Annotated in this window: 17 protein-coding genes; 7 read left to right on the top strand and 10 right to left on the bottom strand. The window is 58.7% G+C overall.

Annotated elements, in window-relative coordinates; all coding sequences use genetic code 11:
• Positions 1–267: 267 nt before the first annotated feature.
• Positions 268–1,659: an NAD-dependent succinate-semialdehyde dehydrogenase gene (locus tag DXZ77_RS09195; protein WP_115031606.1), complete on the top strand. Its 1,392-nt coding sequence runs from the start codon at positions 268–270 to the stop codon at positions 1,657–1,659.
• 84 nt (positions 1,660–1,743) lie between these two features.
• On the opposite strand, the gene DXZ77_RS09190 is transcribed toward DXZ77_RS09195, so the two are convergent.
• Together DXZ77_RS09190 and DXZ77_RS12085 are read right to left on the bottom strand one after the other, a co-directional pair.
• Positions 1,744–2,355: a YdhK family protein gene (locus tag DXZ77_RS09190; protein WP_258553247.1), complete on the bottom strand. Its 612-nt coding sequence runs from the start codon at positions 2,353–2,355 to the stop codon at positions 1,744–1,746.
• A 455-nt stretch (positions 2,356–2,810) separates the two neighbouring features.
• Positions 2,811–3,596 (bottom strand): hypothetical protein, encoded by a 786-nt coding sequence (locus DXZ77_RS12085; protein WP_181816094.1) that lies wholly within the window; start codon positions 3,594–3,596, stop codon positions 2,811–2,813.
• Between the two features lie 428 nt (positions 3,597–4,024).
• Here DXZ77_RS12085 and DXZ77_RS09175 point away from each other — a divergent pair, with 428 nt between their 5' ends.
• Positions 4,025–4,702, top strand: coding sequence for a response regulator transcription factor (locus tag DXZ77_RS09175; RefSeq protein ID WP_115031602.1), 678 nt, complete (start codon positions 4,025–4,027; stop codon positions 4,700–4,702).
• Positions 4,703–4,714: 12 nt separating this feature from the next.
• On the opposite strand, the gene DXZ77_RS09170 is transcribed toward DXZ77_RS09175, so the two are convergent.
• The gene (locus DXZ77_RS09170; RefSeq protein WP_115031600.1) at positions 4,715–6,187 is read right to left on the bottom strand and encodes a sensor histidine kinase; all 1,473 of its coding nucleotides are present in this window, start codon (positions 6,185–6,187) and stop codon (positions 4,715–4,717) included.
• Positions 6,171–7,007, bottom strand: coding sequence for a DedA family protein (locus DXZ77_RS09165; protein WP_115031599.1), 837 nt, complete (start codon positions 7,005–7,007; stop codon positions 6,171–6,173). The genes DXZ77_RS09170 and DXZ77_RS09165 overlap by 17 nt, the downstream gene beginning before the upstream one ends.
• Positions 7,008–7,103: 96 nt before the next feature.
• On the opposite strand from DXZ77_RS09165, the gene DXZ77_RS09160 reads away from it, so the two are divergent.
• Positions 7,104–8,516: a sodium:proton antiporter gene (locus tag DXZ77_RS09160; RefSeq protein ID WP_115031597.1), complete on the top strand. Its 1,413-nt coding sequence runs from the start codon at positions 7,104–7,106 to the stop codon at positions 8,514–8,516.
• A gap of 27 nt (positions 8,517–8,543) precedes the next feature.
• Here the strand turns inward: DXZ77_RS09160 and DXZ77_RS11860 are convergent, their stop codons facing one another.
• The 4 genes from DXZ77_RS11860 to DXZ77_RS09140 form a co-directional block, all read right to left on the bottom strand.
• The gene (locus DXZ77_RS11860) at positions 8,544–8,957 is read right to left on the bottom strand and encodes a zinc finger domain-containing protein (protein ID WP_147279252.1); all 414 of its coding nucleotides are present in this window, start codon (positions 8,955–8,957) and stop codon (positions 8,544–8,546) included.
• A gap of 339 nt (positions 8,958–9,296) precedes the next feature.
• The gene (locus DXZ77_RS09150) at positions 9,297–10,232 is read right to left on the bottom strand and encodes a PI-PLC domain-containing protein (RefSeq protein WP_258553246.1); all 936 of its coding nucleotides are present in this window, start codon (positions 10,230–10,232) and stop codon (positions 9,297–9,299) included.
• 321 nt (positions 10,233–10,553) lie between these two features.
• A complete protein-coding gene (locus DXZ77_RS09145; RefSeq protein WP_181816093.1) occupies positions 10,554–11,168 on the bottom strand; it encodes an SAM-dependent methyltransferase in 615 nt (204 codons plus the stop codon).
• Positions 11,169–11,172: 4 nt separating this feature from the next.
• A complete protein-coding gene (locus DXZ77_RS09140; protein ID WP_258553245.1) occupies positions 11,173–12,216 on the bottom strand; it encodes an enoyl-CoA hydratase/isomerase family protein in 1,044 nt (347 codons plus the stop codon).
• A gap of 193 nt (positions 12,217–12,409) precedes the next feature.
• On the opposite strand from DXZ77_RS09140, the gene DXZ77_RS09135 reads away from it, so the two are divergent.
• Positions 12,410–15,835 carry an efflux RND transporter permease subunit gene (locus DXZ77_RS09135; protein WP_115031587.1) on the top strand — a complete coding sequence of 1,142 codons (3,426 nt, stop codon included), beginning with the start codon at positions 12,410–12,412 and terminating at the stop codon, positions 15,833–15,835.
• A 170-nt stretch (positions 15,836–16,005) separates the two neighbouring features.
• On the opposite strand, the gene ygiD is transcribed toward DXZ77_RS09135, so the two are convergent.
• Positions 16,006–16,866 (bottom strand): 4,5-DOPA-extradiol-dioxygenase, encoded by an 861-nt coding sequence (gene ygiD, locus DXZ77_RS09130; RefSeq protein ID WP_220181626.1) that lies wholly within the window; start codon positions 16,864–16,866, stop codon positions 16,006–16,008.
• Between the two features lie 320 nt (positions 16,867–17,186).
• Between ygiD and DXZ77_RS09125 the strand changes: the two genes are divergently transcribed.
• Positions 17,187–18,128, top strand: a complete 942-nt coding sequence (locus tag DXZ77_RS09125) for a DUF5926 family protein (RefSeq protein WP_115031585.1) — start codon at positions 17,187–17,189, stop codon at positions 18,126–18,128.
• Positions 18,129–18,711: 583 nt separating this feature from the next.
• Here DXZ77_RS09125 and DXZ77_RS09120 read toward each other — a convergent pair.
• On the bottom strand, positions 18,712–19,662 hold the full coding sequence (locus DXZ77_RS09120; RefSeq protein ID WP_258553244.1) for a diacylglycerol/lipid kinase family protein: 951 nt from the start codon (positions 19,660–19,662) through the stop codon (positions 18,712–18,714).
• Between the two features lie 243 nt (positions 19,663–19,905).
• Here DXZ77_RS09120 and fdh point away from each other — a divergent pair, with 243 nt between their 5' ends.
• On the top strand, positions 19,906–23,244 hold the full coding sequence (gene fdh / locus DXZ77_RS09115) for a formate dehydrogenase (protein ID WP_115031583.1): 3,339 nt from the start codon (positions 19,906–19,908) through the stop codon (positions 23,242–23,244).
• Positions 23,244–24,290 carry a 4Fe-4S dicluster domain-containing protein gene (locus tag DXZ77_RS09110; protein ID WP_115031581.1) on the top strand — a complete coding sequence of 349 codons (1,047 nt, stop codon included), beginning with the start codon at positions 23,244–23,246 and terminating at the stop codon, positions 24,288–24,290. The genes fdh and DXZ77_RS09110 overlap by 1 nt, the downstream gene beginning before the upstream one ends.
• Position 24,291: the final 1 nt, after the last annotated feature.

The following is a 24,291-nucleotide window of genomic DNA, read 5'->3' as shown; positions in this document are numbered from 1 at the left end:
CTCCGCTGTATGGTTCGAATCTTTCTGTGCGGCAACAAATTCAGTTGAATTTGAGTTTATTTACCAGCTTTGGTGGCAGTGATGTTTTTTCTTAATTAACAGCTCCAGGGCACCGGGATACCTCTTTGGCAGCAACCTCGGGCGTGCCTGGGGCTAAAAGGGCCTCACGGGACCTGGCGGCGAGTAGCGTGGCACAACGAGCAAGCCTTGACGAGACGCCCGTCACAGTGTGGTGGTGGGGGGGCTTGGCATGACGAGGAGGTCTGCATGGGTTACGCAACCACCAATCCGTACACCGGCGAAGTACTGAAGAAGTTCGAGACTGCCAGCGAGGCCGAGGTGGAGGCAGCCGTAACAAAGGCTGACAAGGCGTTCCAGGTCTGGCGGAAGAAAAGCATTGAGGAGCGCGGAAAGGTACTGACTAAGGCTGCCGCGATCTTGCGTGAGAACCGTCGCGAGTTCGCCCAGACTCTTACGCTAGAGATGGGCAAGCTGATCGCTGAAGCCGAGGCCGAGATTGATGTGTGCATCGGCATGCTGGAGTACTACGTGCAGTTTGGTGCTGAACAGCTTGCGCCACGGTTCTTGTCGGCAAAGGGTTTTGGGGACCAGGATGTCATGCTGGTCAACGAACCGCTGGGTGTTTTGTATGCGGTGGAGCCGTGGAACTTCCCGTACTACCAAGTGGTCAGGATCGCTGCGCCACAGTTCACGGCAGGTAACTCGATCGTGCTGAAGCATGCTTCGAATGTTCCGCAGTCAGCGTTGAAGATGGAGAAGCTATTCGCTGACGCTGGGGTTCCTGAGGGGCTTTTGGTGAATGTGTTCGCCTCGCATGAGGCGGCCGAGCAGATCCTCTCGGACCCGCGGGTGCGTGGTGTGGCCCTGACTGGTTCGGAAGGCGCTGGGGCGGCGGTGGCAGCGATTGCCGCTAAGCATCTTAAAAAGTCCACGCTTGAGTTGGGTGGGGCGGACGCCTACATCGTGTTGGAAGACGCTGAAATTGATAAAGCGGTGAAGTGGGCAGTGTTTGGGCGGCACTGGAACGCTGGTCAGGTGTGCTGTTCGGCTAAGCGTCTCATCGTGATGGACAGCGTGTATGAGGAGTTCCTCGCCAAATACAAGGAGGGTGTCAAAGCCCTAGTGGCAGGTGACCCGATGGACCCGAATACTTCACTGGCGCCGTTGATGTCCCAGGCAGCTGTTGATGATTTGGCCCAGATGGTTGAACAGGCTCGCCTGGAGGGCGCGACGGTTGAGGAGATTGGTGAGAAGGTGCCTGAGCAGGGGGCGTTCTTCCAGCCGACGATTCTCACTGAGATTGAGGTTGGTTCTAAGACCAGCATGCGGGAGTTCTTCGGCCCGGTGTCGCAGATCTATCGCGCGAAAGACGAAGATGATGCTGTACGTATCGCGAACTCTTCACCGTTTGGGCTGGGTGGTTCAGTGATTACGCAAGACATTGCACGTGCCCAGAAGATCGCGCGTCGCTTGGACACTGGCATGGTGTACATCAACCAGCCCACGGGTGCTAAGCCGGATATTCCCTTCGGTGGGACGAAGCGTTCTGGTTACGGACGTGAGCTGACCGAGTTGGGTCTGCATGAGTTTGTTAACCAGAAGGTCGTGGTGGTTACCGATATTGATGGCAGTTTCTAAAACTGTGCCTTAGGTAACTGGTCTTTGGTGTGTGCCTGCCCGGGCGTGGTGCTGGGGGCAGGCACACATGGTGTTGTCGCGGGTTTATTTGGCTGGCGTGATCTCTTCTTCGATGACCCATTTGTGGTTGGTGAATTTTGTGCCGTCCGGGCCTTGGTAGTCGACCATGTAAACGGTGGTGTTTTTGGCTTCATCGACGGAGCCTTTGGCTCCCTTCATGCCAGGCAAGTGCTCGGTGTTGATGGTGATTGATGTGCCTTTGGCCAGTGGCGCTGCACCGGGGTTTTTGAGTTCTTCATGGACGACCCACTTGTGTTCGTGTATGGGGGTGCGCCCGTTGGAGGGAGTGAAGTCAACTTCGTAGGCGGTGGTTTTGTAGGCGCCTTTAATCGTTGCGGTTGCTCCTTTCATGCTGGGTAGGTGATCGGCGTTGAGTTTGACGGTGTCGCCGACTTTGTATCGGGCGCTTGAGGCGGTGGCGATGCCGGAGGGAGCGGGGCCGCCGTTGGTGGGGTAGGCATGCGAGCTGGGCATGGTCTGTGTAGAGGAGGGCGGAGCAACTTGGGTGGATGGTTTTGGTGAGCCGGCTGGGTTTTGTGGGATGCGTCCGTAGGAGGAGTTGTTTCCTTGGCAGGCTGCCAGGGTGCTGAAAGAGAGGGTGAGCGCGAAGGCTGCGGCGATTGCCCGTGCATTCATGCGTGCTGTCCTTCCTAGGACTCTTCAAACAAAGAAGTAGGGGAGTTAGGTGAGAAGGGGGTGTTCTCTGGCGTACGACACGGCATCAGTGGCGTGAACGTGTGGTCAACGCGGAGGGAAGAAAAGACGCTCACACATTGGCACAGTGATTTTGAAACGAGCTGTGGAGTTAAGAGAGAAAGATTCCACATAGAAGAATAGTCGTGGTGATTACGTGTACGGATCAGTGTCAAGGTGCACCACGAGTGATGCCGCCACCCCGAGTGTGTATACGAAAGAGCTGAGAAGGGTGCTCGTCAGAAGAGTTACCCCAATTGAGGTTAAGCCGAGAAAAACAAGAACTGACCAGGTCAACCCGGCAGTGAAAAACACCGGAAAAATGCGCTCGCTCTCAGGCTGAGTCTGGGTTGCTTGCCTCATCGGAACCTCCTTGTCCCGTCGTGATGCTGAGCCGTTCAGCCTTTGGGAGCAGTGTTAGCTGATGCGGTTGCCTGGATCGGTACTGGAGCCGGTCCAGGCGCGGGAGGCTGTTTTTTGATGGGGTTAGTGATTTTGTCTGCGCCAGCATTAGGGGCTTTGGGCGCAGCGGGCGCATCAGGAGCTTTGCCTGGCTCAGGTGCCTTACCAGGAACGGCAGCGGGTGGCTTGCCCGGGGCCGGGGGGGCTGGTGGAGCAGGAGTGGCTGCTGGTTTGGGGCCGGGATATTTATCGAGGTTGAGGGTTTCGCTGTGTGGTTGCACACCAGGGGGTTGCCACGTCAGTTTCAGTTTGAGGGTTTCGTTCATTGGGTAGGCCTCTTTCCAAGAGAGGCTTTGTCCCGGTTCAATCGCGGTGGTTGGGCTACCAATGCCGTTGGCGCTGTCGGCAACTGTTCCTGTTTCTCCGTTCGGATCAGTCGCGGTGCGGAAATACATGGTTTCTAGCGGCTTGTCGCTCGTATTCGTCAGTGTGTAGTCCACGGAGACGAACTGTTTACTTCCTTTGGGGTAGGAAGCCATTCCTGAAGGGGTGAAAGCTGCAGGCTGCGAAAGAGTGACGTCGATCCCGTTCCACGTGGCTTTTTGCCCGAACGCTGCGGGGGTGTTTTTGGTGGGCTCTCCAACAGGAGCTTTATCTGCATTGTTCGCTGGGGGAGGCGAAGCCGCTGTTTGCGGTCGTGCAGGCGCGATCCCAGCACACGCTGTCGCGCTAAAGATGAGCACAAGAGCGGCAGCACCGGAGCACAGAGCACGGGATCGCATACGGCCCATGCTAGGCACGGTTCTTCGCAGTTGTCTGATCACGCCACGCGATCGTGGAACAGATATCAGTGGCTGTCCATCGTTATTTAGTGGGCATTTTGGTTGGCCAACGCATGCCTCGACTGCAGGGCGGTCTACCGCGTGAAGCAGTCAGTGCTGTACCCACTGAATTTCTTTTTGTTTTCCTGGGAACGTAATGGGATGCTCGGACGTCCTGAATACAGGGGTCTCCTGCCCAGCGTGTATCGCAGGACTAGGTGGACGGAGACCCGCGCCGAATGTGAACGCATGCCCACGGCAAGTTAGGAATGATCCTGCCGCGCATGCGAATCGCCACCGAATCCGCCGCTGCGGGTGTGGTAGTGCCAATATGTGTGCTTGCGCGTGCCCGCTGTCCGCGGCCACGGCATGGTGTGAAGGAGGACGGGGTGCGTGTACTCGTCGTCGAAGACGACCTGGCTATGGCAGGTCTCATCTCGACAGCGTTGACCGACCAAGGATTTGCGGTCGATATGGAGCATGAAGGGCACGCCGGTTTAGCCGCCGCGTCCGGTACGGGGTATGACGTTGTCATCCTCGACATCATGCTGCCCGGGCTGTCTGGCTATCGGATCGTTGAGAAGCTGCGTGAACGGGGAAATTGGACCCCGGTGTTGATGCTTACTGCTAAGGATGGTCCCTATGACGAGGCGGATGCCTTCGATTTAGGTGCTGACGACTACCTCACCAAACCATTTGACGTGGTTGTGCTGCTGGCTCGTTTGCGTGCACTTGTTCGGCGAGGCGCTCCTGCTCGTCCGGCCACGCTCATGCTTGGTGACCTTTCCTTGGACCCCTCGACGCACCGTGTTTACCGCGGCGATAAAGAGGTTCGGCTCACCGCCAAAGAGTTCGCAGTCCTGGAATTCTTTATGCGCCACCCAGGACAACTCCTCACCAAAAAGCAGATTCTCGGAGGTGTGTGGGATGCGGAGTTCACTGGCGACGTGAACATCGTTGAGGTGTACGTCGGCTACCTGCGCAAGAAACTCGACACCGCCTTTGGGCGTGCATCTTTCGAGACCATTCGCGGCGCCGGCTATCGACTCGTCAACGACCTCGTCTGAGACGAATTCTTCTTACGTCTGCAACGGAATCCGGAGAGTGAATCTGGCTCCTCCTAGCGAAGGCGAGGAGTCCACTTTCACTGTGCCCGAATGAGCTCGGATTATTTCCGAGACGATTGGCAACCCTAGCCCTGAGCCGCCAGCGTCTCGATGCCGTGCCTCATCCAATCGCACAAATCGGTCGAATATTCGTTCGCGTTCGCTTTCGGGTACCCCTTGGCCATCGTCTTCGACCGCCAACAGTGCCCACTGGCCATCAATGGAGGTTGAGATACGCACGCGAGATTTCGCGGCGCGAGTAGCGTTTGTGGACAGGTTGCGCACTGCTCGGGCCAAAGCGTCCTGGGCGCCAGTTACGCGCGCGGGAACTAAGTCATACACCACGTCCACTTTGCCAGCCGAACGCAGCGCTATCACTTCTCCGTAAGCCACATCGTCGAGGTCGACGTCCTCAAACTCCAGCTGCATGCCTCCGCGCTCATCGCTGCGCGAGAGAGTAAGAAGGTCATCGACCAGGTGCGCCAGCCGAGCTGACTCAGCTTCCATAATGGGAGCTAATTCATTCCACCGTTGAGCGCTGCCAGCTGCTTGCCCCAGCTGGATCGAGGCTTGCAGGTTCGTCAGCGGTGAACGTAGTTCGTGGCTCGCGTCGGAAACGAATTGGCGTTGACGATCGCGGCCCTTCTCAAGGCGACTCAACATGTCGTTGAGTGTGTTTGCTAAGCGGGTTACTTCATCGTCATGAGGCGCTACCGGCAGCCGCGCAGTGAGGTTTTGGGCGCTAATTCGCTCGGCGGCTAGCCGCATCTCTTCAACAGGTTTCAAAGCCCGCCCCGTCGCTAGCCATACCACCACACCTGCACCGAGAAGCAGCATGGGCAATACCGCCAAAGAGACCTCTGTGAACACCCGTACTGCCGCGACTTGACCAGCAAGAGGGATAGACAGCGAGATGCGGTAGATGTGCTTGCCGTGGCGTACATCGTGAGTTGAATACATCAACTGCATTTGCGGGCCCCACGGCAACATGTTTGTGCCTTCCAGCACAGGGCGTCGTGTGAAAGGCACCTGTGTGGGGGCAATCGGAGCTTGCGCTTGTGAGGGATGAGCGATCACGACCCGCCCTCGCTCATCGGTTACCCGCAAGGTCACTCGGTGCATGTCGGGGCCCAGCTGCTCGATATCTAGTGCATCTGGGCCACCGAGAACTAACTGAGCGGCGATAAGCTTGCTGTTTTCCAGCAGACGGCCACCGAACTCACGGTCCAGTGAGCGCTGCACCATCACACTGGCCAACCCCAGTAGTGCTAGCAGCGGGATCACGAGAGCCAGCAAGAACGAAACAGTCAGGCGCGCTCGAACGCAATGCCACCCACTGTTGCGGGCATCGTGGCTTGCATGGCCGATACATACTTCTTTTTCTTTCACGCCTTCACATCCCACCTCGCCGACAGGGCAAGCATCTCGATCAGGGCTGATCGTCATGTGCTGCGCGAGTAGCGTTCCCGCCGCGGCGGTTTTGCCGTTCTTTCTCTGTCCGAGCTGCTGTCCGGAACGACCCAATCATGATGAAAACGAAAATGCCCAGCGCCAGCCACAGCGAGTATTTAGCTAGTTCATCGAGCAATGCCACGGCAGGTTCGCCGATGTACCAGCCCATAGCGAAGTAGATCGACTGCACAACCGCCGCGAAGACCAAGTTCACGCTCAAGAACTTCTTCAATGAGGTGCCTGATGCCCCCAATACGGCGTGAATAATTGCTGCCGGGATCGGGACGAAGGGAACGTAGGTCAAACCAATCGCCGGAATCATGTACCTGCGTGCCAAGGACTCCGCGCGAGCGGCACGTTTTTGTTGACGCTCTGTCTGGCCAGCCAACGCTGTGATGAACCAGTCACCCCACAATTTACCCGCCCACCAATAGATAGGCGTGAACTTCACCATACTGATCACACCGATCACCAAGGGAAGCGCAATCGCCAGGGGAGTGGGCATCCCGGCCTGCCCAGTCGATGCCAACGCGCCACACGCAACAAGCCCGGTGCGAGATCCAGTTAAGGCGACAATCACCAGCGGAGACCAGGTCAAAATCACTGGCCGTGCTGGCATCATGATCAACCCGAACACGGTGACACCAATGATCAGTCCCAAGCAGATCCGATCTGCTCGACCAAACTTTGTTCCCTGGGGCCACAAAGTCGTAGGTGTGTTTTCCATCTCTTCTGGCACAGAGTCCCGCAGCTTGTCAGACTCCTTGGGGGAGTGAGGAACAGAGAAATCTGGGCGCGTGAACATCGAGGTCATCGGTTCATAGGGTGCGCGCTCTGGCGGCTGCTGATCGGGCGTTGAACGGCTCACACTTAAGACGTTAGGGCACCGCAGCGTCATACAGTGAGTCGAGTGATCGTTCAATGGTGGGGCCTGATCCCTTTTGCCCTCATGTTGCTCAGCATTGCGGTGTTCCCTCTGGTGCCAGCCGCAGCACACATATGGGAAAACCCACGAAATCAACTAGTGCTGTCTTTGCTGCTCGGAATGCCAGTTGCTGTGTGGTTCATCCTGGCAGGTTCAGGGATGCAGGTACTTGCCACAGGTATCGAGTACATCCAGTTCATCATGCTGTTACTGGCGCTATTCGTGGTCTCTGGCGGTATCTACCTACGCGGTGATCTTGCCGCCAGACCAGCAACCAACACCGCTTTCCTGGCTGTCGGCGGTTTGCTCGCCAGCTTCATCGGCACCACCGGAGCTGCGATGCTGCTCATCCGCCCTATCCTCAACACCAACCGTGAACGGCGATTTCGTGCACACACAGTGGTATTCACCATTCTTGTGGTGGCCAACTGTGGCGGTGTGCTCACCCCACTGGGCGACCCACCACTATTCCTTGGCTTCCTGCGGGGAGTGCCATTCACCTGGACATTCCATCTGATCGTGGAATGGCTATTCGTCAACGCGATGCTGCTAGGGACCTACTTCTTACTAGACCGTCGCTTGCACCACCGTGAATCCGCTGCCGATCTAGCCCGCGACGAAACAGAGAAAACACCACTACGCATCGACGGCGCCGTGAACTTCGCATGGTTTGCCTTAGTGATCGCGGCAGTGGCAGTGGCACCGTCAGTAGACATCCACGCAATCGAAGTTGGACACACAGAACCACTGCAGTGGCTGCCGTTACGTGAACTGATTTTCGCAGTCGCTGCACTCGCCTCACTGCGCACCACCAGCCGTGAAACCAGATACGAACAGAACAGCTTCTCCTGGAGCCCTATAGCCGAAGTTGCGGCCTTGTTCATAGGGATCTTCCTGACAATGATGCCTGCCCTGCGCTACCTGGAAGCAGTGGCGCCGAAACTACCGCTAAACGAAGTGACATTCTTCGTTTTCTCCGGTGGGCTCTCCTCTGTATTGGACAACGCACCCACATATGCCACGTTCTTCAGCATGGCTGCACAACTGCCAGGAGACCTGCGAATCGCAGGAGTACCCGAGCCATACCTCGTGGCGATCAGCCTCGGATCAGTGTTTTGCGGCGCGATCACATACATCGGAAACGGACCAAACTTCATGGTGAAGTCAGTTGCCGAATCACGGCAGGTGTGCATGCCCTCCTTCGGAGGCTACATGGTGTGGACAATGCGCTACCTAGTTCCGGTGCTAGCCGCCATGGTGATGATTTTCGTAGTTGGCGGCCCCCTATGGTCCACAGCCGGGGTAGCAATAGCCGCACTTTCTATAGGCATGACCGCTGCTGGGGTAGGCACGCCAGTTCTTGACGGAGACAAAGCAGACTCACACGCAGAAAACTGACTGCTGCCACCGAGAAGAAAAAGCGATCTAGAGAGTGTGACGGATGCGAGGACGGCGCGCAGCGTGACGTAGCGCGCTGCGCGCACGAGAGTCATCAACGAAAGCCTGGAAGCGCACACGGCGCGCAGGAATCTGACTAGGACGAGTTACTCCAGAAGGAGGCTCACTGAGGACCTCCAAATGACCCCCTTCAAGACTGGTCACCACAATGACGACTTCGTCTTCGGTGAACCCATCTCCGGTGCTGCGAATGGTGGCGGTGAAAGGGCGCTCGCGGATGGATCGCTGGTACATGATCCAGCGGGAGTGGTGAGGGTCCTCACGAAGGGCGCCGTCGTCGGTGCAGGGGGCTCCGATTTCGGCAGCGCAGATGCGGCACGGTACGCGTTGTGCGAGATCGTGCGGACTCAAGAAAAGATGACCGCTGGTGCTGGCCGGCATTCGTATTCCTCTTCCCGGATGTTCCGAAGACGACGTAAGGTCGACGTCTTCGCCCCCGAAGCTGTGTGAAACCCGTATGGCGGGTCACATGTATCTGTATACACGACCAATTGAGGTGTGTTGGGCGACAGATGCTCTGGATTGAGTCAAATAGACGCAAACTGTGGTAATGAGGCCCCTCCTTAGGGGTGGAAAACATGCGCTACGCGTTCATGCGCAAACAATCACCACGCCGCATCGGCAGTTGCCGCGCGCAGATGCTGAAAACAAAAACCGCGTCACTAGAACAACTAGTTCTAGTGACGCGGCAAGAAGGAACAGGCTTGAGTAGCCTCTACATCACCACGGCTTGTCGTTCGCGGTTGCCATCCGGTGCGTCTGCGGGTGTGCAGCTACCCAGTCCTGGATGTTCTTCAACGACGCTTTGGAGTCGGGGTGCTCATAGAAGTGCGTGGCTTTGAAACCAGCGATCAAACCATCGACGTGTGCCTTACCTAGCAGATCCGAAACGATGTCCTTCTGCTTTCCGGTAACTGTCCAGCCGAACACTTTCCCGAGCTTGCCCTTGTCTCTGGCCTCGCTAGACAGGCGGAGCTGATCACAGGTTTTCTTTGCTGTTCCGGTGCATGAGCCGAAGCCAAGGCGCAGGTCGAAGAAGCCGTAGTCCGCGACTCGCTTGTTAACCGGTACGGGCTTCTTCGACTTGTTGTAGTCAGACAAAACCGTCTCAGTAGGTCCACTGAGCGCCACGGCTTCTTTGTCGTTTAAGTCGTGAGTGATGGTGTTCCATGCCGAAGCACCAGCAGTCTTGTAGAACCCGTATAGGGCGCGCACGCCCTCTTTTTCGAAGGTGTTGCGGGCAAGGTCGCGCAAGTGGTCGATGGAGCACTTGGAGCCGGCTTCGCCGGACTTGCAGTAATCGGGGTTCTTGATGTCCAGCCAGATGAAAGAGATGTTGCTGCCTGCCTTTTTCTTGGCAGCGATGTGTTTGAACATCGTTTCGGCAGAGTCTCCTGCGCTCGTGGGGAGGCCGTCGTGGTTAGCAGACCATCCAGATTTACGGGCCGTCAGGTCAATCTCGATGGCGTTAGCTCCGAGCTTGACCGCATCATCGACGCCTTTAACGGTGAGCACGCGGTGAGCGATGGCGTACACCGGGCGCTGTGAGGCAGGGTTGCCAGGAGAGGTGGGCGCGGCGTGAACCGGGCTTGCGGCGAGGAAAGAGCCAGTGGCCAAAACGGCGGCAATAGATACTTTCATGGCGCGAGAAGACACGACGTCTGCACCTTTCTACAAGAATTCTGCGTATATACAAATTATTCGATCATGGTGATCGGCATAGTTTCACTATCGAAATGATTTCGATCAGAGAGCCCACGGCAGAAAAACGGGGGAAGGAAAACAGGATGTTGGTACACCGAAACGACACTTCAAGCCCCACGAATCGGTGGATGCCAACTGTTGAGCTGAACATTAACACTCATTTCACTGTGCGGAATATGGGTTAATTCACTGCCCTTAAACACTTTTCAGCTAAGAGCGGTTTTCCAGCTATTTCCCAGCTGTATATGCAATCAGCCAGAAGGAAAAACCCCGCTACCGGCCAATACTCTGCGGCGCATCCTGCGACCACAGCACCGCCACAAACTCCATATCGGTATGCGTTACCAATCTCCACCAGCCCCGCTGACCCAAAAAAGCATTCAACTCCCGCTGCACCGCAGCGCCCGAAAGATGGCTGCCCTCAGGACGCGGCGCCCAATGCACAGCCACGATATCGGTGCACGGGCCACACAACCGATCCAACATCTCCCACGTGGCAGCCCGCTCATCAGCATCTAAGTAATACAAAACCTCACTCAATACCACCAGATCAGGCACCCGCCCACCTAACGCCGAAGGCGCCTGTGGTAACCCAGAACGCTCCACCACACACACCGTCGAACAGGCATCAGCCTGTTGCACCTGCGCAGCAGTCAAAGCACACGCCCGCCCAGCAATATCGGTACACACCAAACGCTGCGCCCGCCCCATCAGCTCACGGGCCAGATGCCCCGTCCCACACGCCGCATCCCACACCAGCCCATACCGCTCCTGACGCAGCATTGCCAAAATCAGCTGCGTCCGACGCCGCTCATACCAACTCGTAGCCACATCCCACGGGTCAGGATCGTTCCGATAGACGTCCTCAAAATCCGGAGTGATCGTCACCTTTTTAGTGTGCCTCGAAAGCAGCCGCCACCTCCGCCTGCCTCACCTCACTCAAGGAGCCATGCATCCAGCGCGGAGAACGATCCTTATCAACAAGCTGGGCACGAACACCCTCATGAAAATCAGGACAATCCGTAAACCACCTGGCCAACACCGCATCCCGCGCAAGAACCTCTTCTAGAGAGGACATCGCTGCAGCTTCACGAAGTGCACACAACGCAATATGCACCGCCAACGGAGAACGCGATTCGATCACATCCGCAGCAACACCGGCAGCCTCCACACCACTACTGCGCAGCGCCTGAACAATCGCTACCGGATCTGAACCCGCATAACAACGATCCACCCACTGACGACACTCCATCAACGCCGACGGCCCCGGATCATCCCCAACCACACCCGCTAGAGCACTACGACCATCACCCAAACGCTCTACCAGCGCATCCACCGCACCACCATCTACCGAAGTATCCACAAACACATCCGCCAACCCCACCGCGATCGCATCCGCAGCATCCATCACATGCCCCGTCAACGCCAGATGCGTCCCTAACTCCCCAGGCGCCGACGCCAACAACCGACTCGCCCCCACATCAGGGAAAAACCCGATCGTCAACTCCGGCATCGCCACCTTCGAGGAGGACGTCACCACCCGCACATCAGCAAAACCAGACAACCCCACACCACCACCCATCGTGACTCCATCCATCACCGCCACCACTGGCTTGGAATACGAAGCCACCAGCCCATCCAGCGCATACTCTTCCTGCCAAAAAGCCAATGCATCCAACCGGCTAGTACCGCCAGCCAAGGCCAATTCCCGCTGACGACGCACATCACCCCCAGCACAAAACCCCCGCTCACCCGCACCACGCAAAACCACCACCTCCACCCGATCATCGCTCTCCCATACCCGCAACATCCCCGTCACCAGGCGCACCATCTCCACATTCAACGCATTAATCGCCTGCGGCCGGTTCAGCGTCACCACTCCACACGCACCCTGCACTCGACCGAACACCGGCAACACATCGACGCCACCACTCACAGCGCACCTCCAACTCATACGAGGACAACAACCAACCCGGGCCACGCACGTCAGCTGCACGCCACCGCGCCATGCACCTCAGCAACGCTGTTCTGTCACCCAGAAACTCGTAGGCTTCAACCAAGTATCGCGGGCAGGCAGCACAACACGCCCACCCAGCCCCCCAGAATGCCCCCACTCGAAGGGACACGCAGTGAGCTCCCTCACACGATTCAGCCTCAAAAACCGTGCACTCATTGCGCTCATCACCCTCTTTGTATTCCTCGGCGGCATCTTCGCCTCAGGGGCACTGCGCCGCGAGCTCATTCCCTCTCTCGAGTTGCCCGTTGTTGCTGTCCTAACCCCCGTCTCTGGCAGCAGCTCCAATGTCATCGAAGAACAAGTCAGCCGCCCCCTCGAAGCAGCCATCCTGGCCGTACCTAACATCAAAAAAGTCCAATCAACCTCCGGCGACAACACCTCCAGCATCCTGGTCACCCTCGAATACGGCACCAACCTGCCCGACACCCAAGCCCGCATTCAACGAGCCGTCCTCGGCGTACCCAACCTGCCCGAAGGCAGCACCCCCACCGTCATTACTGGCAGCATCGCCGACTTCCCCATCATGCAACTCTCGGCCTCCGGAGCCCTCCACTCAGATGCCCTCGCCCAACGCCTCCGTGACCACGTCATCCCCACCCTCGAAGACATCCCCGGAGTCCGATCAGTCACCATCAGCGGTATCGGTGTCCAAAACGTCAGTATCTCCCTGAACAAAAACAAGATGAAAGACGCCGGACTGACCACCGCATCAGTCACCGCCGCCCTCCAAGCCAGCGGCGTCACCATCCCCGGCGGCAGCATCACCCAAGGCGCAACCGAACTTAACGTGCAGGTCGGCCGAAAAATCACCAGCCTCGATCAACTGCGCGAACTGCCGGTCTCTGATGTCACCGGAGCAGGAGCACTCACCGGCGCAATGCCTATCCCCGGACGAGGCGGTGGGGGAGCGGCAGCACCCATCCCCGCAGCACCCACCAACACCAGTACCCCCACACCCGAACCCACCAACACCACCGCCCCCAGCACCCCTGCCCCCACTAGCACTGCACCGCAACCAACCCCCACCGCCCCACCAACTGGACTACCTACAGCACTGCCCACCGGGTTCCCCACCACCTTGCCCCCGGGATACCCCACAGCCTTACCCACCCTGCCTGGCGGATTCCCATCCATCCCCGGTAAATTCCCCCCCATCCCCGGCGGATTCCCCGCCAAACCAACACCAACCGCCCCCACCGTCACCCAACTCGGCGACATCGCCACCATCGCCTTCACCCCCAGCGACAACATCAGCATCGCCCGCACCAACGGCAAACCCAGCATCGCCCTCTCCGTCGTCAAAAAACCCGACGCTTCCACCGTCGACATCTCCCACGCCATCACCGAAAAACTGCCCCAACTCAGCACCCGCATTCCTAACGGCAGCATGAACGTCGTCTTCGACCAAGCCCCCTACATCGAACAATCCATCGACGACCTCCTCCACGAAGGGCTCCTCGGACTGGGCATGGCCGTCCTAGTCGTCTTCACCTTCCTCCTATCCATCCGCCTCACCCTCGTCACCGCCGTCTCCATCCCCGCCTCGCTCATGGTCGCCATGATCGGCCTGAAAGCCAGCAACAACACCCTCAATATCCTCACCCTCGGCGCCCTAACCATCGCCATCGGACGCGTGGTCGATGACTCCATCGTCGTCGTCGAAAACATCGCCCGAAAACTCGACCTCGGCCTACCCCGCATCGAAGCGATCACCACTGCCGTACGCGAAGTTGCCGGCGCCGTCACCGCCTCCACCATCGTCACCGTCGCCGTGTTCCTCCCCATCGGTGTCGTCGGCGGACAAGCAGGCGAACTCTTCCGCCCCTTCGCCATCACCGTGGGCATCGCCATGCTCGCCTCACTCCTGGTCTCCCTGACGATCGTGCCCGTCTTGGCCTACTGGTTCGTTCGCCCCACCAACGCACCCCGACGCCGCTGGCTCACCGGCAGCCGCACCACACCCGCCACCTCCACCGAAGCGCACAACCACGAAAACGGCTGGATGGAACGCCTCTACATCCCCACCCTCCACCTAGCCCTACGCCGCCCCATCATCACCATGCTCATCGCCCTATTCGCCCTGGTTACCGCCGGAATAGGAGCCACCGGACTGAAAACACAATTCATCGGATCCGGCGCCCAAAACTCCATCCAAATCACCCAAACCATGCCTGCCGGATCCACCAACGAAGCCGTCAATACCGCCGCGACCACCGTCGAAAAAACCCTCACCAACACACCCGGGGTAAAAACCACCATGCTCACCATCGGCGGTTCTGGCCTACGCATGCTCGGCGGCAGCGCCCGCACCGCCCAACACGCAGTCACCCTCGAAGAAAGCACCGACTCCCAAACCCTGACCGCATCCCTCCGCGCCAAACTCGACACCCTCACCGACATTGGCGAAATCCGCATCGGCACCACCGGAGGACCCACCAACTCCCAAAACGTCGAAATCCACATCCAAGGCCCCGACGACGACACCCTCCACACCGCCTCCGAAGGACTCCTGAGCACTGTGCGCCACCTCGAAGGCGTCGCCCAAGCACACAGCGACCTCGGCGAACGTGTCCCCAGCCTCCACATCGACGTCAACCGCAGTAAAGCTCTAGCTAAAAGCGTCAATGAAGCCCAGATCGGCAAAGCCGTCGCCGACGCCGTCAAAGGCCGCGCCATCGGCAAAATCGAAATAGGCGCCGCCGAACACGACCTCATCATCCGCGAAGGCACCGCCCCCACCGACCAGGCAGCCATCGCCAACCTCGTCATCGGAAAAGATCACAAAGGCAAAGACGTCCACGTCGAAGACGTCGCCGACCTCAAACGCGAAACAATCCCCGCATCCATCCACCGCATCGACGGCAACCGTGCCGTCGTCATCACCGTCACCCCCGCCGACAACGACCTCGGCGCACTCACAAACCGCATCCGCACCGCCCTGAACACCACCACCTTGCCCGCCGGAGCCACCGCCACCATCGGCGGCGCCGCCTCCGACCAAGCCGAAGCCTTCAACCAACTCGGGCTAGCCACCCTGGCAGCCATCGCCATTACCTACGTCGTTATGGTCGCCACCTTCGGCAGCCTCGCCCAACCATTCATGCTCCTCATCTCCATCCCCTTCGCCGGCATCGGCGCCGTTCTAGCCCTCCTGCTCACCGGAACCCCCCTAGGCGTACCCGCCTTTATCGGCATCCTCATGCTGGTAGGCATCGTTGTCACCAACGCCATCGTTCTCATCGATCGCGTTAACCAACACCGCAACGAGGCAATGCCCGTCCGCCAGGCCGTCATCGCCGGCGCCCGCAACCGACTACGCCCCATCATCATGACCGCGCTAGCGACCATCCTTGCCCTAGCCCCCATGGCCGCAAGCGTTACCGGCGGCGGTGCCTTTATCTCCCAACCCCTCGCCCTCGTCGTCATCGGAGGGCTACTCAGCTCCACCCTCTTAACCCTGGTTATCGTTCCCGTTCTTTACGTTCTGCTCGATGCACTCCTGACCCGACTCAACCGCCACCGCGAACCTGCCAACTAGACCGGACATTTCATCCGTGATCTGTTCAGTGAACGCCAGAAGTACCCCGTGAACTGCAAATAATCGATTCTCAGCGTTTAAGGGTTCTTTACGGTGTGAAGCAGACCGACGTAGACGGCCCGATCTGAGCGTGCACACCGTAGGAGGCGTTCATTCGCCGGATCGTTGACTCAGAGGTTTGTTGCCTCGGCGGGCACGTGATCCGGTACGGGCGCAGCCCCGAGCCCATCAGATGCTTCGACCGGCGGCATGCCCAGTGTGTATGCCGCCATAGAAAGCGCCCCGTAGGAGTAACCGTCAACGAGTACGGAGACGTCGATCTTCTCGGATCGCTCGGCAAGGCCCGCGAAATACATCAGAGGAATGAAGTGATCGGGTGTGGGCACTGCGCTCCCGTAGTCACGGTGATTACTCAACGAGACGATTTCACCGGGACGGTCGAACAGCAGGCTCTTGGCTGCCTCGTCGAAACGTTGCGCCCAGTCGAAACCGGAATTCGGTGCATCCCAGTCAATAGCCCGCAAGTTGTGGACGACATTGCCACTGGTCAGGATGAGCACACCACGGCTCCGCAAGCTAGCGAGCTTGGCGCCGAGATCGACGTGATATTCGAGGGGTTTTCCGGCGTCGATGCTGAGTTGTACGACAGGAATCGAAGCGTCCGGGAACGCGTGAACAAGCACTGACCACGTTCCGTGGTCGATGCCCCAACTGTCTTCGTCTGCGCCGACCCATGTGGGCTTGGCAATCTCAGCTATCTCGTCAGCAAGATCGGGCAGACCGGGTGCTGGATAGTCGATATCAAAGAGCTCCTGCGGGAACCCGTAGAAGTCGTGGATTGTTCGAGGCTGGGGCATCGCGGTAACTGCGGTGGCGTTGATGTACCAGTGGGCACTCACGACCAGAACGGCTCGGGGGCGGGGGACGGAAGCACCGAACTTCCTCCACGCCTGCGTGTACCGGTTGCTCTCCAACGCGTTCATTGGGGAACCGTGCCCGACAAACGCTGCGGGCATGACCAGTGAGCTCATAGCGATCCCCTCTCGTCAGCGCGCCCATACCAAGGTAAGCGCACCTGATGTCGATGGCAGCTCGACTGTAACTCTGGTGTAGGTAAACAGGAACGAACGATGCATCGCTCGTTTACTGGGGTGTACAGCTGGTGGGCAGGTCAAGCACGGCTACCGGCAGCGACATCCCGGCACTGCTCGTACCCAACTGCAAGAATCACCCCCGCTTACACGGCATTGGCGACAGCTCCGCAGCCGCAGCGAGAAGCATCAGCCAGTACCACCCACAACACAAACACTAGAAAGCGATCCACCCAGCCACGCCCGGTAGGGTCACCACCATGGGTAAGGCAGCACGACGCGCACGTAAAGAAGCACAAGCCGCACGCCCCACCGTGGCCGCGGCACCCTTCATAGCACGCCCCTTTACGGGGCTGCCCGGCGAAAGCGACTGGGTGGCAATGCGCCAACTCCTACCCGCTGCCCTGGCCAGTATCACCCTGCGCGACTGCGAACCCATCCGTAGCGCCCTCGGACACGACCCCAGCGAAACCGACCTGAACATCACTATCACCACCCTCCTACCCGGAGCATGGCCCGCACTCCACCGCGACAACGGTGAACGCCTCATCGCCATCCAGTCCGTCGGAGCCAGTGGCGACGCATCCCGAGATATTGCCGCTGCGATCCTCGCCGCCCTGGCCGCCCCAGCTGGCGTGCCAGTAACACATATGCCTCCGGTCAACGCCGACACGCCCCGACTGCAAGGCCTCATTGGCCCCACGACCACCTTCGCAGCCGACCTACGCGCCGGATTCGACTACTGGGTACCTGATGTCAGCGCCCTGGATGCCCGTGCCAAAGCTGAACTTGAAGAAGCAAACGCATCCCTGGTCCCTACCATGCGTATGCCAGCAGATGCCTGCCCCAAGAACGCCATCGCCTACTGGGGACTCATGGGCGATCGAGCCCTCATCCGCTTGATTCTCACCGACGAGGAAAACCGCGCCACCGACGCCCTCGCCCGCCTCCACGCGGCCAGCGTCGACACCCTCCAAGCAGAACAAGGAGCATCTACCCGACTCCTGGGCGCCTTCCGCGCCGACGGCGTGCTCATTCCCGTCTGGGATCTCGACCCCGCCCTGGGAGCAGAGGCATACGAAAAAGCACTCGCCGAGTTCTCTGCTCGTTACACCGAAGCACTCGCATCTGATGCGCCGTTGACCCCCGAAGAACGACGTGCCCGATCTGGTTTGCTCAGCCGTCAGTTGACCTTGCGCTAAGCCCCGCAAACCCGAGCACAACATAAAAAACTCTGGCCTTATCGACTCCACAAAGCAATGCTTCTGAGTCGATAAGTTCAGAGTTTCTACTTTTCTTTACTCGGCTACTGCAAGCTCACTTTTGGCTGCAGGATAAAAAGTAAGAAGCAGTGTATAGAGCGGGCAGAGCGCTGCAAGTATCGATGAAATAATATCCGACTTCAGGGATCTTTTAATGCGATACCAGATTACATATGACGTGACGTATGTAGTCCAGGCTGCAGTACACAAGAATGCTATGCGTCCTAAAACCGTAAAGTCTAGAGTGTCCAGAGCGAGGCTAATAAGCGCTAAGGATACCGTGAATATCCAACCTGATTGGGCTGTTTCTGTTATTATTTCTATAATTCTTTTCTGCGCTGTAGGTATTCACTCTGATCTCCGGGATATTTCTTGAGTGAATACTCACTTAAGCTCAGGTGGCCATTCGGTGCGCGAAAGGTTTGTTGCTGATTTGTAATGAAATGTTTACTCGGGCAACTGTGTTCAGTATGTATATGTAGCCGGCGAAAAGCTCAACAGTTTTACCGAAGAACCGACACCCCTACGCGCGAACACGAACAACTAACGCCCCAGGCAAAGAACTCACATCAAGGGCCCGAGTAAGACCAATCGCGTCACCATCAAGCTGAATATGCTGCGGAGCCCGAAGACGCAACTGCATCGACTGAAACCGCGACGTATGCACCCGCTCACTACCAGCCCGACCCCGCGTCAGAACATGCGTCGCCACAGATAACCAGCCCGTCAACGACTTCGGAGTCAACACAAGCGCATCCAACAAGCCATCATCCGGCTCAGCAGGCAAAAGACTGATCCCGCCCTGCAACTCAGAAACATTCGCGAACAACACAGTCCGCACCTTCCGCGCAACAGCAGCACCACCATCAGTCCGCATCCTCACCTCAAATCGCTCCCCAAACAGGTGACGTAGACCAGACCACACATACGCCGCAGCACCAATCTGCGCCTTCAACTCCTCCGGTGCACCCGCGATCATCGACGCATCAAACCCCACCCCTGCCATGATGAGAAAAAACTCCTCCACCACCTGAGCCTGACCTTGCGTAGCCTGCTCATCACGCAGCAACTCCAACCGCGCCTTGCCCGCATCAACCTTGCGATCCGCCCCCATCAACGCCACCTTCAACGCCTCCACCGGCGAATCCCACGGCACACCAAGATTACGAGCCAACAAATTCCCCGTACCCCCAGCTAACAACCCCAACGGCACCCCCGTGCCAACCAACGCAGACGCTACCGACCGCACCGTCCCATCCCCACCTAAGGCACACACCACCTCAACACCAGCCTCAACAGCGAACCGAGCCTGCCCACGCCCAGGATCCTCCACCGTCGTCTCCAGCCACATCGGCTCACCCCACCCCCACTCCACCGCTGCCGATGTAAGCCGATCCCGCACTCGAACGCCGCGATCACCAGGAAACTTCGACGGATTAATCACAACAGCGAAACGCGAACGGAAACTCTCCACACAGCCCCCCTGAAACCTATCCAACGACTGATATGAGACGTCCATAAAACCGACGTTAACGCCCGCACCCACTCCAAACGCGCGCAGAAATCAGCCGATGTCCTCATCCGACCCCACCACCAATTCACGAAAACCCCCGCATCGCCTCCCCGTGCGCACTACGATGAATCAGAAACTATGCGGCCGCTACAGCGACCGCCATAAGTGCGGGCACCCCAACCCGCCAGGTGGTGAGGAGCTCACATGGCACGGAAAGTGGCCCTGAACTGGCCAGCACTGCGCCAAATCGTCACTGGTGACTTCCTTGGCCGCGGAGCCGCAGTTACCAGCAAAAACACCGAGACAATCCAGCCACGTACATCCACAGCCGACCGTGTAGTACAAAGCGTCTGCCCCTACTGCGCCGTGGGCTGCGGCCAGAAAATCTTCGTCAAAGACGAAAAAATCGTCCAGATCGAAGGCGACACAGACTCACCAATCAACCGCGGCCGCCTATGCCCCAAAGGATCCGCCGGCGAACAACTCGTCAACTCACCCCGGCGAGTCACCACAGTGCGATACCGCCGCCCATACGCCACGGAATGGGAAGACCTCGACCTCGACACCGCGATCGACATGATCGCTGACCGATTCATCACCGCACGCGCCAAACACTGGGAAGAAACACACCCCGACGGGCGCGACAACCTCCACCGCACCATGGGCATCGCCTCCCTCGGAGGGGCCACACTCGACAACGAAGAGAACTACCTCATCAAAAAACTGTTCACAGCCGCAGGAGCAATCCAGGTCGAGAACCAAGCCCGTATTTGACACTCCGCCACGGTTCCCGGTCTGGGAGCCTCGTTCGGGCGCGGCGGCGCCACCCAAAACACGCAGGACCTCGCGAACGCCGACTGCATCGTCATTCAAGGGTCCAACATGGCTGAATGCCACCCAGTAGGTTTCCAATGGGTGACCGAAGCCAAACTGCGCGGCGCGCGGATCATCCACGTCGACCCGCGGTTCACCCGTACCTCAGCGCAAGCAGACCGACACATCCCCATCCGTGCCGGATCAGACATCGCGCTGCTCGGCGCACTCATCAACTACGTATTAACCAACGACCTATGGTTCAAGGAATACGTCCTCGCCTACACCAACGCGACGTCAATCGTGCACGGCGACTTCCAAGACACTGAAGACCTCAACGGTCTCTTCAGCGGATACGACCCCGACAAAAACCACTACGACACCAGCTCATGGGGATACTGCAGCACCGCAGGCGAACCCGTCAGCGGCGGCGGCCACGCAACCGAATCAGGCGCACACCAATCGCACGCCGCACACCCAGAAACAGCAGGATCAGGCGGTCCCACCCTCGAACACGCCCACGTCCGCAAAGACCCCACACTCCAAGACCCCAACTGCGTCTTGAACATACTTCGACGCCACTACGCCCGATACACACCTGAAATGGTCGAAGAAGTCTGCGGCATCTCAACCGAAGACTTCCACTACCTCGCCGAATCCATCACCGCGAACTCAGGACCAGAACGCACCACCGCGTTCTGCTACGCAGTCGGCTGGACCCAACACACCGCCGGCGCCCAAATGATCCGCACCTCCTCAATCCTGCAACTCCTCCTAGGAAACATCGGACGACCAGGCGGGGGCATCATGGCCCTACGCGGACACGCCTCCATCCAAGGATCCACAGACATCCCCACCCTGTTCAACCTGCTCCCGGGCTACCTACCCATGCCCGTAGCAGGCGTACACGACACACTCACCGACTACATCAACACCGTCGGATCACCCGACCAAAAAGGCTTCTGGGCCTACGCCGACGCCTACACCATCAGCCTCCTCAAAGCCTGGTGGGGCGAACACGCCACCGCAGAAAACGACTTCGCCTACGGCTACATGCCCAAACTCACCGGCCCACACGGCACCTACCAAACCGTGATGCGAATGCTCGAAGGCAACGTCAGTGGCTACTTCGTCCTGGGCCAAAACCCAGCCGTGGGATCAGCACACGCCCGCATGCAACGACTCGCACTAGCAAAACTGGACTGGCTAGTAGTGCGCGACCTGCAAATGATCGAAACAGCAACCTTCTGGAAAGACTCACCCGAAGTCGCCACCGGCGAAATCATTCCAGAACAAGTAGGCACCGAAGTGTTCTTCCTGCCAGCATCTTCCTACGCCGAAAAAGCAGGAACATTCACCCAAACACACCGACTCGTGCAATGGCGACACAAAGCAGTCGACGCCCCCGGACAGTGCCAAAGCGAACTGGACTTCTTCTACCAACTTGGCTGCCGCATCCGCGCCAAACTCGCCGAATCAACAGACCCACGCGACAAGCCACTACTCGACCTGACCTGGGACTACCCCCTAGATGAACATGGCGAAGTCGACCCCGAATCCGTCCTGGCAGAAATCAACGGATTCCACATCGGCGGCGAAAAACACCGCAAACCCCTATCAGCCTTCACCCAAATGAAAGCTGACGGCTCCACCGCCGGAGGGTGCTGGATCTACGCAGGAATCTACGCAGACGGCATCAACCGCGCCGCCAGCCGCGTCCCCGACCGCGACGGCAGCTACATCGCCCCCAACTGGGGCTGGGCATGGCCAGCAAACCGACGCATCCTCTACAACCGCGCCTCCGCCGCACCCGATGGAAAACCCTGGTCAGAACGCAAAAAATACATCTACTGGGACGAACAAGCAGGCAAATGGGCCGGCCCCGACGTCCCTGACTTCCCCGTAGCCAAACACCCCAACTACCGCGCCCCCCAAGACGCGAGCGGAGTAGAAGCCCTCAAGGGCACCGACGCATTCATCATGCAAGCCGACGGCTTAGCCTGGCTATACGCACCTCGCGGACTCGTCGACGGCCCCCTACCCACCCACTACGAAGCCGCGGAATCACCCGTAGTGAACCCGCTCTACCCCCAACAAGCCAACCCCACCCGCGTCACCTTCCGCCGCCAAGACAATCTCCTGGCCGTCTCCGGAGGCGACCCCGGATCCGACGTATACCCATACGTATTCACCACCTACAGGCTCACCGAACACCACACCGCCGGCGGCATGAGCCGATGGCTGCCCTACCTAGCCGAACTACAACCCGAAATGTTCTGCGAAATCTCCCGAGAACTTGCAGACGAACGCGGTCTTGAAAACGGCGGCTGGGCAACCATCATCTCCCCCCGCGCAGCCATCGAAACCAGAGTGCTCGTCACCGACCGAGTGCAACCACTACGCATCGCTGGCCGCACCGTTCACCAAATCGGCCTGCCCTACCACTGGGGCGTAGGCGAACACGCCGTCGTCACCGGAGACTCCGCCAACGACCTCCTCGGCCTAGCACTGGACCCCAACGTCCACATCCAAGAAGCCAAAGCCGGCTCCTGCGACATCCGACCAGGGCGCAGACCCCAAGGAAAAGCAGTCCTGGACCTCGTGCAGGAATACCAGCGAAGAGCCCAACTCACCACCGACACAAGCCAAACCCTCGTCGAACAACTCACCCCACGAAAACCAAACCCGCCCACCACAACGGGCACACACACATCGACACAGGAGGGATGATGGGGTTCTGGCGCAATCAGCTATACGGGCCGACCAACCCGATCACCGACTCCGGGTGGAAACCCGAAAACACGCGCAAAGGCTTCTTCACCGACACATCCATCTGCATCGGCTGCAAAGCCTGCGAAGTAGCCTGCAAAGAATGGAACCGTGTACCCGCCCGCGGCGAAAAAGAACACGGCAACCAACTCCTCGGATCCTCATACGACAACTCAGGACACCTAGGCGCCAACACTTGGCGACACGTCGCCTTCATCGAACAAGGCCCCGAACAACTCGCCAAAGCCAAAGCCAGCGGCGCCGTAGCACTGGGCATGCCCTCCATCGGAGCGCCACCTGCTGCCACATCCAGCTGCGGCAGCAACACCACTGCCGACACCAGTCAAAGCACACCACAAGGCCTACCGGCTGTTCGGTGGCTAATGAGCTCAGACGTGTGTAAACACTGCACCCACGCAGGCTGCCTCGACGTCTGCCCCACCGGTGCCCTTTTCCGCTCCGAATTCGGCACTGTCGTTGTGCAAGCAGACGTGTGCAACGGATGTGGCATGTGCGTTGCAGCCTGCCCATTCGGCGTCATCGGCCGCCGTGAAAACGGAACCGTCACCCTTCCCACCAGCGACGGAAACACCATCCAAGAAAAAATTCATAACGGCGGCGTCGCCCAAAAATGCACCCTTTGCTACGACCGCATCAAAGACGGACAAAAACCAGCCTGCGCGCAAACCTGCCCCACCACCTCCATCAAATTCGGTGACCACGCTGACATGGTCAAAGCTGCACGCAAACGACTCGCGGACCTGCATGCACAAGGCCGCACAGAAGCACGCCTCTACGGCGCTAACCCTCACGATGGAGTCGGCGGCACCGGCTCAGTATTCCTCCTCATGGACGAACCCGAGGCATACGGACTGCCACCAGACCCAGTCGTACCAACCAGGCACCTGTCAGAGATGTTCACTAAGGCAGGCATCGCCGGAACCGCCATGATCGGTATCGCGCTGGCAGTATTCGCGGGCAACGGGTCACTGAACAAAGGGGCATGAG

It is taken from the genome of Dermatophilus congolensis (assembly GCF_900447215.1).
In the GTDB taxonomy this organism is placed as follows: domain Bacteria; phylum Actinomycetota; class Actinomycetes; order Actinomycetales; family Dermatophilaceae; genus Dermatophilus; species Dermatophilus congolensis_A.
Note: the sequence above shows the minus strand (reverse complement) of the source record. Positions and strands in the feature narration are given on the sequence as shown.

Excerpts from the sequence above, each read along its gene's own strand:
- DXZ77_RS09190 (WP_258553247.1), bottom strand. The coding sequence starts at position 2,355 with ATGAATGCACGGGCAATCGCCGCAGCCTTCGCGCTCACCCTCTCTTTC.
- DXZ77_RS09110 (WP_115031581.1), top strand. The coding sequence starts at position 23,244 with ATGGGGTTCTGGCGCAATCAGCTATACGGGCCGACCAACCCGATCACC.
- ygiD (WP_220181626.1), bottom strand. The coding sequence starts at position 16,866 with ATGAGCTCACTGGTCATGCCCGCAGCGTTTGTCGGGCACGGTTCCCCA.
- DXZ77_RS12085 (WP_181816094.1), bottom strand. The coding sequence starts at position 3,596 with ATGCGATCCCGTGCTCTGTGCTCCGGTGCTGCCGCTCTTGTGCTCATC.
- DXZ77_RS09165 (WP_115031599.1), bottom strand. The coding sequence starts at position 7,007 with ATGACCTCGATGTTCACGCGCCCAGATTTCTCTGTTCCTCACTCCCCC.
- DXZ77_RS09125 (WP_115031585.1), top strand. The coding sequence starts at position 17,187 with ATGGGTAAGGCAGCACGACGCGCACGTAAAGAAGCACAAGCCGCACGC.
- DXZ77_RS09170 (WP_115031600.1), bottom strand. The coding sequence starts at position 6,187 with ATGACGATCAGCCCTGATCGAGATGCTTGCCCTGTCGGCGAGGTGGGA.
- DXZ77_RS09195 (WP_115031606.1), top strand. The coding sequence starts at position 268 with ATGGGTTACGCAACCACCAATCCGTACACCGGCGAAGTACTGAAGAAG.
- DXZ77_RS11860 (WP_147279252.1), bottom strand. The coding sequence starts at position 8,957 with ATGCCGGCCAGCACCAGCGGTCATCTTTTCTTGAGTCCGCACGATCTC.